This window comes from Winogradskyella rapida, assembly GCF_042675845.1.
Classification (GTDB): Bacteria; Bacteroidota; Bacteroidia; order Flavobacteriales; family Flavobacteriaceae; genus Winogradskyella; species Winogradskyella rapida.
Window position 1 is genome coordinate 246381 of the sequence record NZ_JBHTKM010000001.1, and the last position, 14080, is coordinate 260460.

The 14080-nt window shown below is 35.4% G+C and carries 12 protein-coding genes and 1 riboswitch; of the genes, 3 read left to right on the top strand and 9 right to left on the bottom strand.

The features are described from left to right. Positions 1 to 29: 29 nt before the first annotated feature. Both carB and rpmH read right to left on the bottom strand, forming a co-directional pair. Complete coding sequence (gene carB, locus ACFQ13_RS01145; protein WP_386113257.1) at positions 30 to 2882, bottom strand: carbamoyl-phosphate synthase large subunit; 2853 nt, start codon at positions 2880 to 2882, stop codon at positions 30 to 32. A 99-nt stretch (positions 2883 to 2981) separates the two neighbouring features. Continuing rightward, entirely contained in the window at positions 2982 to 3143 is a 162-nt protein-coding gene (gene rpmH, locus ACFQ13_RS01150; RefSeq protein WP_114309922.1) for a 50S ribosomal protein L34, read from the bottom strand. A 174-nt stretch (positions 3144 to 3317) separates the two neighbouring features. On the opposite strand from rpmH, the gene ACFQ13_RS01155 reads away from it, so the two are divergent. Beyond that, positions 3318 to 3896 (top strand): DUF2892 domain-containing protein, encoded by a 579-nt coding sequence (locus ACFQ13_RS01155; protein ID WP_386113258.1) that lies wholly within the window; start codon positions 3318 to 3320, stop codon positions 3894 to 3896. Positions 3897 to 3905: 9 nt separating this feature from the next. Here ACFQ13_RS01155 and ACFQ13_RS01160 read toward each other — a convergent pair whose 3' ends face one another. The 4 genes from ACFQ13_RS01160 to ACFQ13_RS01175 form a co-directional block, all read right to left on the bottom strand. Then, positions 3906 to 5219, bottom strand: a complete 1314-nt coding sequence (locus ACFQ13_RS01160; protein WP_386113259.1) for a Na+/H+ antiporter NhaC family protein — start codon at positions 5217 to 5219, stop codon at positions 3906 to 3908. A 48-nt stretch (positions 5220 to 5267) separates the two neighbouring features. After that, positions 5268 to 5364: riboswitch (SAM-I-IV-variant riboswitch) on the bottom strand. Positions 5365 to 5440: 76 nt separating this feature from the next. Then, positions 5441 to 6889 (bottom strand): cardiolipin synthase, encoded by a 1449-nt coding sequence (gene cls / locus ACFQ13_RS01165; RefSeq protein ID WP_386113260.1) that lies wholly within the window; start codon positions 6887 to 6889, stop codon positions 5441 to 5443. A 3-nt stretch (positions 6890 to 6892) separates the two neighbouring features. Continuing rightward, positions 6893 to 7846 carry a lytic transglycosylase domain-containing protein gene (locus tag ACFQ13_RS01170; RefSeq protein WP_386113261.1) on the bottom strand — a complete coding sequence of 318 codons (954 nt, stop codon included), beginning with the start codon at positions 7844 to 7846 and terminating at the stop codon, positions 6893 to 6895. A 145-nt stretch (positions 7847 to 7991) separates the two neighbouring features. Beyond that, positions 7992 to 8654, bottom strand: coding sequence for an alpha/beta hydrolase (locus ACFQ13_RS01175; protein WP_386113262.1), 663 nt, complete (start codon positions 8652 to 8654; stop codon positions 7992 to 7994). Between the two features lie 183 nt (positions 8655 to 8837). Here ACFQ13_RS01175 and ACFQ13_RS01180 point away from each other — a divergent pair, with 183 nt between their 5' ends. Continuing rightward, a complete protein-coding gene (locus ACFQ13_RS01180) occupies positions 8838 to 9134 on the top strand; it encodes an N-acetyltransferase (RefSeq protein ID WP_114309928.1) in 297 nt (98 codons plus the stop codon). Positions 9135 to 9214: 80 nt separating this feature from the next. Here the strand turns inward: ACFQ13_RS01180 and ACFQ13_RS01185 are convergent, their stop codons facing one another. Both ACFQ13_RS01185 and mtaB read right to left on the bottom strand, forming a co-directional pair. Next, positions 9215 to 9715 carry a hypothetical protein gene (locus ACFQ13_RS01185; RefSeq protein ID WP_386113263.1) on the bottom strand — a complete coding sequence of 167 codons (501 nt, stop codon included), beginning with the start codon at positions 9713 to 9715 and terminating at the stop codon, positions 9215 to 9217. 80 nt (positions 9716 to 9795) lie between these two features. Further along, entirely contained in the window at positions 9796 to 11130 is a 1335-nt protein-coding gene (mtaB, locus tag ACFQ13_RS01190; RefSeq protein ID WP_386113264.1) for a tRNA (N(6)-L-threonylcarbamoyladenosine(37)-C(2))-methylthiotransferase MtaB, read from the bottom strand. A 45-nt stretch (positions 11131 to 11175) separates the two neighbouring features. Between mtaB and ACFQ13_RS01195 the strand changes: the two genes are divergently transcribed. Continuing rightward, positions 11176 to 12798 (top strand): ABC transporter substrate-binding protein, encoded by a 1623-nt coding sequence (locus ACFQ13_RS01195; protein WP_386113265.1) that lies wholly within the window; start codon positions 11176 to 11178, stop codon positions 12796 to 12798. Here the strand turns inward: ACFQ13_RS01195 and ACFQ13_RS01200 are convergent. Beyond that, positions 12795 to 13970 carry a GlmU family protein gene (locus ACFQ13_RS01200; protein WP_386113266.1) on the bottom strand — a complete coding sequence of 392 codons (1176 nt, stop codon included), beginning with the start codon at positions 13968 to 13970 and terminating at the stop codon, positions 12795 to 12797. The genes ACFQ13_RS01195 and ACFQ13_RS01200 overlap by 4 nt on opposite strands. Positions 13971 to 14080: the final 110 nt, after the last annotated feature.

Genomic DNA, 14080 nt, shown 5'->3' on the forward strand with positions numbered 1-14080 from the left:
ACAAATATACTTTAACTAAAACTATGCCATTATTTACTTAAATACATTTTTCTTCTTGCATATAAATCATAAAACTGATCGTCCTTTAAACTATCTATAAATAAGATACTTTCTCCAGTACTTTTCATCTCTGGTCCTAGTTGCTTATTTACATTAGGGAATTTGTTAAATGAGAATACCGGTTGTTTAATAGCATACCCTTCTAATTGTGGGTTAAAATCAAAATCCGTTACTTTTTTCTCGCCTAACATCACTTTTGTTGCGTAATTAACGTAAGGTTCTTTGTAAGCCTTAGCAATAAAAGGAACCGTACGCGATGCTCTTGGGTTGGCTTCAATAATATATACAATATCATCTTTTACCGCGAACTGTACATTAATTAAACCAACAGTGTTTAATGCTAAAGCAATGGTTTTAGTATGGTCTTTAATCTGCTGTAAAACAAACTCACCTAAGTTAAACGGTGGTAATGTAGCATTACTATCCCCAGAGTGTACACCACAAGGTTCAATATGCTCCATAATTCCGATGATATAAACATTTTCACCATCACAGATCGCATCAGCTTCAGCCTCTATAGCGCCATCTAAATAATGATCGAGTAATAATTTATTACCTGGGATAGATTTTAACAATCCTACCACATGCTCTTCAAGATCTTTCTTATTAATTACAATTTTCATTCCTTGTCCTCCAAGAACGTAAGATGGACGCACTAAGATTGGGAAATCTAAAACATCTGCAATTGCTAAAGCTTCATCTGCCGTTTCAGCAACATCAAACTGTGGATAAGGAATATTATGTTCTTTTAATATGTTAGAGAAACTTCCTCTATCTTCAGCTAAATCTAAAGCTTTAAAGCTTGTTCCCATAATTTTAACGCCCCACTTTTCAAGCTTTTCAGCAAGCTTTAACGCGGTTTGTCCTCCTAATTGAACAATAACACCTTCAGGCTTTTCATGCTGAATAATATCGTAGATATGTTCCCAGAATACCGGTTCGAAATATAATTTATCAGCAATATCAAAATCCGTTGATACGGTTTCAGGGTTACAGTTAATCATGATGGTTTCGTAACCACATTCCGCAGAGGCTAATACCCCGTGCACACAACAGTAATCAAACTCAATCCCTTGACCAATACGGTTAGGTCCTGAACCTAAAACTATAATTTTCTTCTTATCTGTTACAACACTTTCGTTTTCAACATAGACCTCACCATCAGCAGTTTCTACTTCACTTTCAAATGTAGAATAATAGTATGGAGTTTGTGCTTTAAATTCTGCCGCACAGGTATCTACTAATTTGAAGACACGGTTAATTTTTAATTCGCTACGCTTGTTATAAACTTCACTTTCTAAACAGCCTAACATATGTGCAATTTGTCTATCGCCATACCCTTTTTGTTTCGCCTCTAAAAGCAATTCTCTATCTAAGGTATCAATAGTATAGGTAGAAATTTCTTTCTGAAGTTCAAAAAGCTCTTCGTATTGACGTAAATACCACATATCAATTTTAGTGATTGCATGGATACGACTTAATGGAATTCCCATAGCAATAGCATCGTAAATCACAAAGACACGATCCCAACTTGCATAGGTTAATTTTTCAATAACGGTATCGTAATTGGTGTAACCTTTACCATCTGCACCTAAACCATTTCTCTTAATTTCAAGAGATTGCGTGGCTTTATGTAGGGCTTCTTGGAAAGAACGACCAATAGCCATCACCTCACCTACGGCTTTCATTTGAAGTCCTAAAGTACGGTCTGAACCTTCAAATTTATCAAAGTTCCAACGTGGAATTTTAACCACAACGTAATCTAAAGTTGGCTCAAAAAGTGCCGATGTCGATTTTGTAATTTGGTTAAGTAATTCATCTAAATTATAACCAATCGCTAATTTTGCTGCAATTTTTGCAATAGGATATCCTGTAGCTTTACTTGCTAATGCAGAAGAACGCGATACACGAGGATTAATTTCAATAGCGATAATTTCTTCTTCGTCATCCGGACTTACCGCAAATTGTACGTTACAACCACCAGCAAAATCACCAATACTTCGCATCATATGGATTGCCATATCACGCATTTTTTGATAGGTTTTATCTGATAAGGTCATTGCTGGAGCAACCGTAATAGAGTCTCCTGTATGGATCCCCATTGGGTCCATATTTTCAATGGTACAGATAATTACAACATTATCATTTTTATCTCTAAGCAGCTCTAATTCATACTCTTTCCAACCGATTAAAGCTTTATCAATCATCACCTCATGAATTGGAGACACCTCTAATCCGCGGGTTAATAATTCATCAAAATCTTCTTCTTTATGAACAAATGAAGCACCGGCTCCACCTAAAGTATAAGAGGCTCTAATAACTAAAGGAAATCCAAATTCTTGAGCGATTTCTTTTCCTTTTAAATACGATGTTGCGGTGGCTTGTGGCGCCATACCAACACCTATTTTTAGCATTAATTCTCTAAACTGTTCACGATCTTCAGTAATATTAATAGCATCAATATCAACACCGATGATATCAACATTAAAATCTTCCCAAATTCCTTTTTCATCAGCCTCAATACACAGATTTAGAGCTGTTTGGCCACCCATTGTAGGTAAAACAGCATCAATTTGAGGGTGCTCTTTTAAAATCTGAATTAAAGATTTTGTTGTTAATGGCAACAAGTAAACATGGTCTGCCATGGTGGGGTCAGTCATGATAGTTGCAGGGTTAGAATTGATTAAAATGGTCTCAATTCCATCTTCTCTTAACGACCTAAGGGCCTGAGAACCTGAGTAATCAAATTCACAAGCTTGTCCAATAACGATTGGACCAGATCCTATAAGTAGTATCGATTTAATGTTTTTGTTCTTTGGCATGTGTAAAAATTGTTATGGTGTACAAAAATAAGTATCTATTAGGTATAAAAAAAGGCGCTACACCTAAGTAACGCCTAATATATTAACAATTGTTAATCATTATTTTTTATGTCTTGTTTCAGAAGATACAGACAATCTCTTTCTACCTTTAGCTCTTCTACGTGCTAAAACTTTTCTTCCGTTAACAGAAGCCATTCTTTCTCTGAAACCATGTTTGTTTCTTCTTTTTCTTTTTGACGGTTGAAACGTTCTTTTTGGCATTGTCTTATATTTTAAATCTTATAATCTTTTTTTATTTTTTTGAGCGCTATCCCAAAACTGCGTGCAAATATACAACAACTTTTTACATTAGCAAATAGCAAAAGAAAAATTTTGAATAGAATTTTAACTCTGAGATTTTATTATCTTTGCGCACTGTAAAAATACACCTTAAATATGTTTAATAAAAATATAAAATTAGTCATAGCAGCATTAATAATTGGCTATGGTATATATCAATTTACTGAAGGCTATATAGGAAACGGTATTATGTACCTTTTACTATCTACTATTTTCATTTTCTTATACTTTAAGAACGAAATCATTTTATTAGCTTTTCTTAAACTTAGAAAGCAAGATTTTGTTGGCGCTAAAAAATGGCTTGATAAGATAAAAAATCCTGAAGGCGCCTTAGTAAAAAAGCAACAAGGGTATTTAAATTACCTTAATGGTATTATGGTATCGCAAACCAATATGAACGAAGCTGAAGCTTATTTTAAGAAAGCTATTGATTTAGGCTTATCTATGGATCATGATTTAGCAATGGCGAAATTAAACTTAGCCGGTATTGCATTTTCTAAACGTAGAAAACCTGAAGCTCAAAAATTATTAGCTGAAGCTGAAAAATTAGATAAGCGTGATATGTTAGCGGACCAAATTAAAATGATGAAGCAACAAATGAAAAAAGCTTCAATACCAAAGCACCAATACGGTCAACCTACATCAGCTAGACAAAACCGTAGAAGTAAACGCTAATAGCTTCTTTTACCTTGCTTTTTTCTTGGCTAACAGCGGTTGCATCCCAATTAACGCTATCGTTGTTACAAACAAAATAAGTAAATACCAGGTATTCTGAATAAGGTCTAAATAATCAATTTGACCTTTAGAAAAACTTAAAATCATCAAGACTTGTGCTCCATATGGGAGCACTCCTTGTATTATACAGGCAAAGACATCTAAGATAGAGGCTGTTTTTCTATTGGTTAAGCCGTATTCGTCATTAATTGTTTTTGCAATTGGCCCCGATATAATAATAGAAACGGTATTATTAGCAATAGCCATATTTACAGTACTCACCAAGGCGGCAATACCAAATTGGGCTGACGTTTTATTCTTAATAAGCACTTTGATTTTATTTAAAATATAATCGATTCCTCCATTAATTTCTACCAAAGCAGCTAAACCACCCGTTAAAAGTGATAACAAGAAGATTTCTGTCATATTAGTAAAACCTTCATAGGCAATTCGGGTCGATTCCATAAGGGTAAAGTCGCCATAAAACACGCCTAAAATTCCGGCTGAAATAATACCTAAAAACAGCGTTATAAAAACATTTACACCGAGAACAGATAACAGAATCACCAATAGATAAGGGAGTATTTTTACGACAGAATACACATAAGTAACCTCCTCTAGCGCATTAGATTTTAAATCTAAGCCTTGAAAGGTTAAAATCACTAAAGTGATTAAAGCCGCTGGAAGCGCAATTTTGATATTCTCTTTAAATTTATCACTCATTTTACAATCTAAAGATTGTGTGGCTGCAATTGTAGTGTCTGAGATGACCGAAAGATTATCTCCAAACATAGAACCACCTAATAAGGCACCACAAAGTACAGCGAGAGAAATATCACCTTGACCAGAGAAGCCTACTACAATTGGGGCCAGCGTTACAATAGCGCCCACGGAAGTTCCTGTTGACACCGATAAAAATGCTGCGATCACAAAAACACCTAAATAAATGTATTGTATGGCAATGTAATCTAGGCCTAAATTTACAATAGCATCTACACTGCCCGTAGCTTTTGTCACCGTAGCAAAGGCGCCTGCAAGCAAGTAAATTAAACACATGGTAAGTATCTTATGATCGCCACAACCTTTTAAAAGGGTCTGAATTTTAGACTCTACGGAAGATCTAAACATTAAAAAGGCCACAACAATCCCTACCACAACCGCTATAGGTGCTGGTAAAGCATAAAAATCATCTTTATAGATTCCGACGCCTAGAAAGGTAATAACAAATACGAGTAATGGAATTAATGCGGTAACACTTGGGGAAGCAACTTTTGGATTTTTCATTCGATTATGCCTTAAAAAAAGGAGTGCATAGCAAATCAATAGAAAAATTAGATTAACATTTTTTCCAAAGTATTGGCTTATCGCTTTAGCACCTTGCTCGTTATTGCAGGTTGCTATCTCCTTTTAGAGATTCTTGATAATTTATTTAAGGCGGCAAATATATCTATATAAACACATTTAGCACAAACTTTAACGCTTTATTATTATCTGTAACCTTCTTCTTACAATAAAGGCGCCATTAAACGTGCGGTAGCTTCTACAACTTTAGTCCGCTTAGATCGTTTCTTCCAAGAGGCTAGTTCTAATTTTTCGCAATCCTTAAGATCGGCTTTAAAAAGTGACGTCAGATCATCACTAATGGCCTTATTGTAAATTAAAGCATTCACTTCAAAATTAATATTAAAGCTTCGGTAATCCATATTAGTTGTTCCTATGGTACTAAATACACCATCCACAACCATGGTTTTTGCATGTACAAACCCTTTGGTATAGTGATATACTTCTACACCTGCTTCTAAAAGCATTTCCAAATAAGAATTGGTCGCATATTCTGCAATCCAAGAATCCGATTTTTGAGGAACAATGAGTTTAACTTCAATATTACTTCTGGCAATGACTTGTAGAGCCGTTAAAATTTCAGGATTAGGAATAAAATAAGGGGTCGTGATGTAAACATAATCTTCCGCATTGGTTATGGCAACAAATATGGCTTCCATAATATTAGACCAATCGGTATCGGGTCCGCTTGCCGCAATTTGAAGCGGTACATTAGCTTTACAGTTATGATCAGGGAAATAATTTTTGGAAATCTCTAAGGCATCACCGCTTACAAAGTCCCAAGTGGTAAAAAATAAAATCTGAAGGGGTTTTACCGCCTCCCCTACTAATCGTATATGCGTATCTCGCCAATACCTATCATTATTGGCATTAACGTAGGTGTCTGAAATATTCACCCCACCGACATAGCCAATCTTACCATCAATAACTATAATTTTACGGTGATCGCGATAATTCATTTGCCCTGTGAATTTAGAGAATAGCACAGGCATAAATGGGTGCATTTCTATTCCACACTCTTTGAGTTGGCGTTTCATTTTAGAGCTTATAGAACTTCCTACATCATCTATAACAATTCTTACTTCTACGCCATCCCTTGCTTTATCACACAAGAGATTGAGTAATTCTGTACCAATCTGGTCGTCTTTAATTATAAAATATTCTAAATGAATATGATCTGTAGCGTCTTTTATATCTTTGAAGAGGTGTTGAAATTTATCATCACCATTTTTAATAAGCGTAACTTCATTATTAATGGTGAGCTTAGATTTCTCACTGTTGTAAAGCAGTGGAATTAATTTAGATTTCTGCTCTAACAGTTCATCAACCTCATTAATGGTTTTAGTATCTAGCTCTAACTGATCTTGAATCTTTTTAATTACCGATTGGTTAAGGACATTCTTTCTGCTAAAAATCTTTGTTTTACGATATTCTTGTCCGAAAAGATAATACACAATTAAACCCAAGAAAGGCAACGCTAATAAGCCTATGATATAGCTTAGGGCCTTTGTTGGGTTTAGTTTTTTAAGCAGAATGGTAACCACTGCAGATAATGCAATGGTATAATTAAGTATGATTAATACCTGCCAAATATGATTTTTTAAATAATCCAAGGTTTAAGGATGGGTGTTATAATATCCGGCTTCTGGAATTTCTATCTCATATAATTTACGCGAACTATTATTTAAATGGGGCTCTCTTAACCAAGGGTTATGAAGTTTTAAAATCTTATAGTTGATTCCGAATTTCTTAGAGAATTGCGCAAAATCTTTTACGGCCGTATCTACCTTAACCTTGTACGTTGGGATCTCTTTGTATAAATGCGACTTATTAAAGTTGAAACCGTATTTATCAGGATGTGATAAAATTTCTTTTAGAGCTACAATTCTAAACACATAACGCCCCGTTTCTTCACCCAAAAGTAAATCGTAATAATCATTAACATCTTGAGCTTCTAAACGTCTAGAAACTCCGGCATTTCCGGCGTTATAGGCCGCAGCAGCTTTGGTCCAAGACCCTAAATTAGCTTTTGCTTTCTTTAGGTAATTACAAGCTACCTCTGTTGCCATTTCAATATGGTAACGCTCATCGACATTAGAATTGACTTCTAATCCATTCTCACGTCCTGTAGCAGCCATAATTTGCCACATCCCACTTGCTCCTGCAGGTGATTTCGCTGTTGGTATTAATCCGCTTTCAATAACCGCAAGGTATTTAAAATCGTCTGGCACCCCATTTTTCTTTAAAATAGGTTCTATAATCGGAAAATATTTTTGAGCACGCTTAAACATTAATAAACCATTAGATTGCCAATAGGTATTCACTAATAATTCACGATCCATACGCTCATAAATATCCGGATCTTCAACAGGAACGGCTTCTCCTGCAAAATTTAAGTTTTCTGGCATTTCTAAGGCATAGACATTATAATTGTTAACCACAGGATCTTCATGGCCTAAATTACGATCTGAAGGCGCTTGTGCATTCGGTGATTTTTGCATTGAAAAGATAAAGAGTCCTGAGACACAAATGACGCCTACTAAGGCTAAACTATTTTTTATAATTTTCATAAATTTAATTTTAAGTTATAACGGTTTTGAGTTCTCAAATTGGCTTTCCTCCTTTAAGTGTACCTTATGAGGGGCCTACCGTTTAATAGAATTCTATATTTTGCTTTAACATATAAAGATAAGCAATCTGCATAGAGAAATGCATTTAAGCTTCGATAAGTTTTGGTAAATTTTCGTTAAACCACTTATATTTATTGATGATCATTATATGCGTCCCACCACGCAATACAATACAATCATCTTTACAAGAATAAGGAAAGATCACGTCTTTATCCCCATGGATGTATATCGCATCGGGATGCGGCTCCTCTTGGCCCCAGCAAACCACTTGTTTTATAGACCAATCTAAGTAGGTCTTATCTTTTACGGATAAATACTTTTTATAAAGGTCTACACGCTTTTTAACGGTTTCTCCAAAAGCGTACTTGGCCAGTAAATCTATATTACTCACCAATTGTGTAGGGAGAATTTTATAGGCTTTGGTCACTTTTAGTAATTTAAAGCGTTTAGGCAGCTCGTAATGGGATTTTACACTAGACACCACAAACAGTTTTTTCACTTTGATGTATTTTGTCATTTCTTGAACAAGAATTCCCCCAAAGCTCACTCCGAGCAAGACCACATTATCATGGACTATAAATTGACACATCCGTTTGGCATAGGCTTCTAAAGACTCGCGCTTGTCAGGAATCTGCCATTCTAACCAATGAATTTCATACTGGGCATCTGGTAATTTTATATATTCAAATATCGATGGATTTGCAGCCATACCGGGCATTAAATAAACGTGTGTAAGCTCTGTTTTCATGAGTTATTAAGGTCTCAATATTTGTGTTAAAAATTTCTAAAAACAATCTTATAAATCATTACTCAGCAAGGTTTTAACAGTGCCTTTAATAGGTTTATAGCTCATTTTTGCGTATCTTCGTGATACAAAACTATATAAAATATAGTACCTACTCTTCAACTGCTAATTATAAATTAAACAAATATGACAGAAACTGCTGAACTGATTGATAATGATTTTTTACGTCAATTTGAATTAAACGTTGAAAATGAGATGGCTATCATAGAATATTCACTGCAAGAACGTAAGATATTCTTAACCAAAATGATTATTCCAGACACTATTAGAACAGACGAATTTGAATTAGAATTTATAGATTTAGTGTTCAAGAACATCAAAGAACGAGACATAAGCGTGGTCCCAACAAGTCCAGAAATTGCAAAATTTGTGAGGCGTAACAGAAAATATAAGCGTATGCTACCTGTTGGGATTCGTATTTAATCCACACAATTTTAAGGTCATAAAAAAACCGAAACATTCTATGTTTCGGTTTTTTTTATGAGCGTGTATTTTACCGCTACTTATTTTGTGTAAATCAAGGTAAGATCTTTAGTTTCTAAAGCTTCTGAAAAGTCTTCATTATAAATCGTAATGGCATCTTCAAAAACCACCGTCATGGTGTCACCTTGGATCTCATAATTTCGTCCTGAAATTTGAACCGTATTGGCATTAACTTCATCATAACTGGACGCAAAACTTATAAGGCTTTCTTTATTGCAATCCACTTGAAGACCGTAAGTATCGTCTTCATCATGTTTATAAAATTGCATTAGTACTGAAGCTTCATTACCCGAGTAAACGCTCCCATTTTCTTCAAAAGTTAACGTTTCTAAGCTATTACAATCTATTTCTTCAACCAAATTGGTATTTGCTACCCCGTCTTCATTCACATCAAAAGGAATGGCAATAGTGCGTGTGGTTAATTCCCAAACCCCAATCACTTTAGATTTATCATTGTCTGAGCAGGCGGTTGTGACCCCCACTAAACAAAGTATTAAAAAAGCTTTAAATGTTATTTTCATTGTAAGAATTTACGGAACGGTAAAGATAAAACGAAATAGTTTATTAATTAAAATTTTAAGAAAAAAAGATTATTGTTCAATTAGTTAGGTACTAAATCCGCTAAAAAATCAAACCTTACCAATCCATCATCATCAATTTCTGTTAATCTCACCTCATGTAGTGTATTGACCAATTCTGGGTTCCATGGTGCTTTTACTTTGACATAATTTTCAGTAAATCCGTGGATATATCCTTCTTTGTTTTCTCCTTCAAATAAAACGGTACGATCGGTATTTAATTGCTTTTCGTAAAACGCCCGACGTTTTTTAGCCGATAAGCCACGTAACATTTTACTGCGCTTTGCTCTCACATTTTTAGGCACTACACCTTCCATGGCAGCAGCTTCCGTATTATCGCGTTCAGAATACATAAACACATGTAAATACGAAATATCCAGTTCATTTAAGAAATTATAAGTCTCTAAAAAAATCTCGTTAGTCTCTCCTGGAAATCCTACAATAACATCAACTCCGATACATGCGCTAGGCATCACTTCTTTTATTTTAGACACCCGATCTACATAAAGCTCCTTCATGTAGCGACGTTTCATCTTTTTAAGAATAACGTTACTCCCACTCTGTAAAGGCACATGAAAGTGCGGCACAAAAGCTCTTGATTTTGAGACCAAATCAATGGTTTCATTCTTAAGCAAATTAGGTTCAATAGACGAAATTCTTAATCGCTCTATCCCTTCTACTTTATCGAGTTCAGTCACTAAATCTAAAAAGGTATGCTCGTGTTTTTTAATTCCAAATTCACCTTTTCCGTAATCCCCAATATTAACTCCTGTAAGCACAATTTCTTTAATGCCTTGTGCAGAAATTTCTTTGGCGTTAGTTAAGACATTACTCATGGTATCACTACGAGAAATCCCTCTTGCCAATGGAATGGTACAGTAAGTACACTTATAATCGCATCCATCTTGAACCTTTAAAAAGGCTCTTGTTCTATCGCCAATAGAGTAACTTCCTACATAAAAATCGGCATCCTCAATTTCACAAGAGTGCACCTCACCAAAATCATTTTTAGTTAAATCGTTAAGGTAATCCGTGATTTTAAATTTTTCGGTGGCACCAAGAACCAAATCTACACCATCTACATCCGCCAATTCTTCTGGTTTCAGCTGTGCATAACAACCAATAGCTGCCACAAAAGCGTCAGGATTGACTTTCTGCGCTTGCTTTACAATAGATTTAAATCGCTTATCTGCATTCTCAGTTACCGAACAGGTATTTATAACATAAATATCTGCCGACTCTTTAAAATCGACACGGTTAAAGCCCTCTGACTTAAAGCTTCTCGCTATGGTAGAGGTTTCCGAAAAATTAAGTTTACAACCTAGTGTGTAAAATGCGACTTTTTTTGTTGGATTCATTCTTGTATTTTTACCAAGTTGGCAAATTTACAACATATAAGTTATATGCTAAAATTCACATCCTCCTTATTCTACCGACTTCTCTATAGTTTTTTACTTGTAGGCTTATGCGCTTGTTCTTCTGAACAAAAAACAAATACAGAAGCGCAAGTTTTTCGGTACAATGAACATAAAAACATAGGCTCTTTAGACCCTGCTTTTTCTAAGGATCTCGCTGATATTTGGGCCAGCAATCAACTTTTTAACGGGTTGGTAGAAATGGATAACCAACTCCATGTACAGCCTGCAATTGCAAAATCATGGACCATTTCTGAAGATGCCCAAACCTATACCTTTCAATTAAGAAAGGATGTGTTTTTTCATAAGCATGAATTATTCGGGAAAGATTCTACACGAACCGTTGTGGCTTCAGACTTTGAATACAGTTTTAAGCGACTTCTAGATTCTAAAATTGCCTCGCCTGGAAGTTGGGTTCTTAATAAAGTGGATCATTTTTCAGCTGTTAACGATTCCGTATTTCAAATACAATTAAAACAACCTTTTCCGGCCTTCTTGGGCTTATTAACCATGAAATATTGCTCGGTGGTGCCTCAGGAAATTGTAGCGCATTACGGCAATGACTTTAGATCGCACCCTATTGGTACAGGCCCTTTTAAATTTAAACGTTGGGAAGAAAACCTAAAGCTTGTCTTCAGAAAAAATAACGCCTATTTTGAAACGGATTCTACAGGACAAAACCTACCATATTTAGAAGCCGTTGCTATCACTTTTTTACCCGATAAACAAAGTGAGTTTTTGCAATTTGCACAAGGGAATATTGATTTTGTTTCAGGCTTAGACAGTTCTTATAAGGATGAAATATTAACCGCAGATGGTCAATTACGTGCCCAATACGCAGAACGTGTTAGAATGATTAGAGGCCCTTACCTTAACACGGAGTATTTAGGCTTTTTTATGCCTTCGGAAATTAAAACCATTCAGTCTAAATCTTTACGAAAAGCTATTAACGTAGGTTTTGATCGGGCTAAAATGATGACCTATTTAAGAAATGGTATTGGCATTCCCGCTAACGGTGGTTTTATTCCAAAAGGCTTACCCGGTTATGATGAACATATAGGCTATACCTACCAACCTGAATTGGCAAAACAATTGGTGGCTGAATACAAACGAGAAACGGGCATACAAAACCCAGAAATTACATTAACCACCACAAGTAATTATCTGAGTTTTTGCGAATTTATACAGCGTGAACTCCAAAAAACAGGACTTTTGGTCCATGTTGATGTTATTCCGCCGTCTAGTTTAAAAGATGCCAAATCTAATGGTCAGGTAGACTTTTTTAGAGCGAGTTGGATTGCAGATTATCCGGATGCCGAAAATTACCTTTCCCTCTATTACAGTAAGAATTTTGCTCCCAACGGCCCCAACTATACACATTTTAAAAGCGCTGAATTCGATACCTTGTATGAAGCCGCTTACTTAGAAACCGAAGCTAAAAAGCGCGAAGCACTATATACCAAAATGGATGCTTTAATTATGGAATCTGCACCAATAGTCCCTTTGTTTTATGACGAAGTGGTTCGGTTTACACAAAAGAATGTTCATGGGTTAGGCATCAACCCAACCAATTTACTAAGCTTAAAAACGGTAAAAAAAGAAGCGCATTAAGATTTACGATACTTCTGTGTTTCTTCAAAAACGTGCTCTAAAATAGCTTTATCTATGGTGGTGAGTTCTATTTGGCGTCTTTGCATCACTACTTCGGCGACTTCAAAAGCTTTAGCGGTTTTGTAAGTTACAAAGCCTTTACTGCCTCCCCATGAAAAACTAGGGACAAAGTTTCGCGGAAAACCACTTCCAAAGATATTCGCACTTACGCCTACAACGGTCCCCGTATTAAACATGGTATTAATTCCACATTTACTATGATCTCCCATCATTAAACCGCAGAACTGTAAGCCGGTTCTAGCAAAACCTTCAGTTTCATAATCCCACAAACGGACTTCGGCATAATTGTTTTTCAAATTACTATTGTTGGTATCGGCGCCAAGATTACACCACTCTCCTAAAACAGAGTTTCCTAAAAATCCATCGTGCCCTTTGTTAGAATACCCAAAAAGCACCGAATTATTTACCTCTCCACCAACTTTACTATGAGGTCCCACAGTGGTAGGGCCGTAAATTTTACTCGCCATTTTTAAGGTGGCATCGTGGCAGAGTGCAAAAGGCCCTCTTACAATTGAGCCTTCCATTACTTCAGAATTTCTTCCAATATAAATTGGCCCCGTACTCGCATTTAAAGTCGCAAAGTTTACGGTTGCTCCCTTTTCGATAAAAATATGTTCAGGATTAAGAGTATTTACAGTTGCTGGTATTGGTTCTGACTCGCGATCTTTAGTAATTAGATTAAAATCTTCAAGAATAGCCGCCCCATTTTTAGCAAAAATATCCCAGGTGTGTTCAATTTTTAAAATTTCGCCTTCAAATTCTATAGCTTCAAAATCAGAAAAATCAGAATGTTCTTCTCCTTCTTTAGCAAAAAAGGCAATAACATCTTCGCCTTTAAATAAAGCTTGATTGTGTTTTAAGTTTTTAACGAGTTCTGCAACTTCTAAATTGGGCAAAAACGAAGCATTAATCATAATGTTCTCTTCCATTTCTACCATCGGATATTTTTCCGATAAATAATCTTCAGTAATGGTTGTTGTGGTATACTCTACATAAGATTCCCATTTCTGGCGTATGGTTAATATTCCAACTCTGAGATCTGCAACAGGTCTTGTATAGGTAAAAGGTAAAAGATTATTACGATAAGGACCATCAAATAGAATATAGTTCATCAATTATTTAAATTTAGATTGCTTTTATAATGCGAGCGCCACTCTACTAAAGTAGCTGTATTGAAACTCAAAAATAACGTAATTACAGAACATAAAAAAGCCTTTCTGAA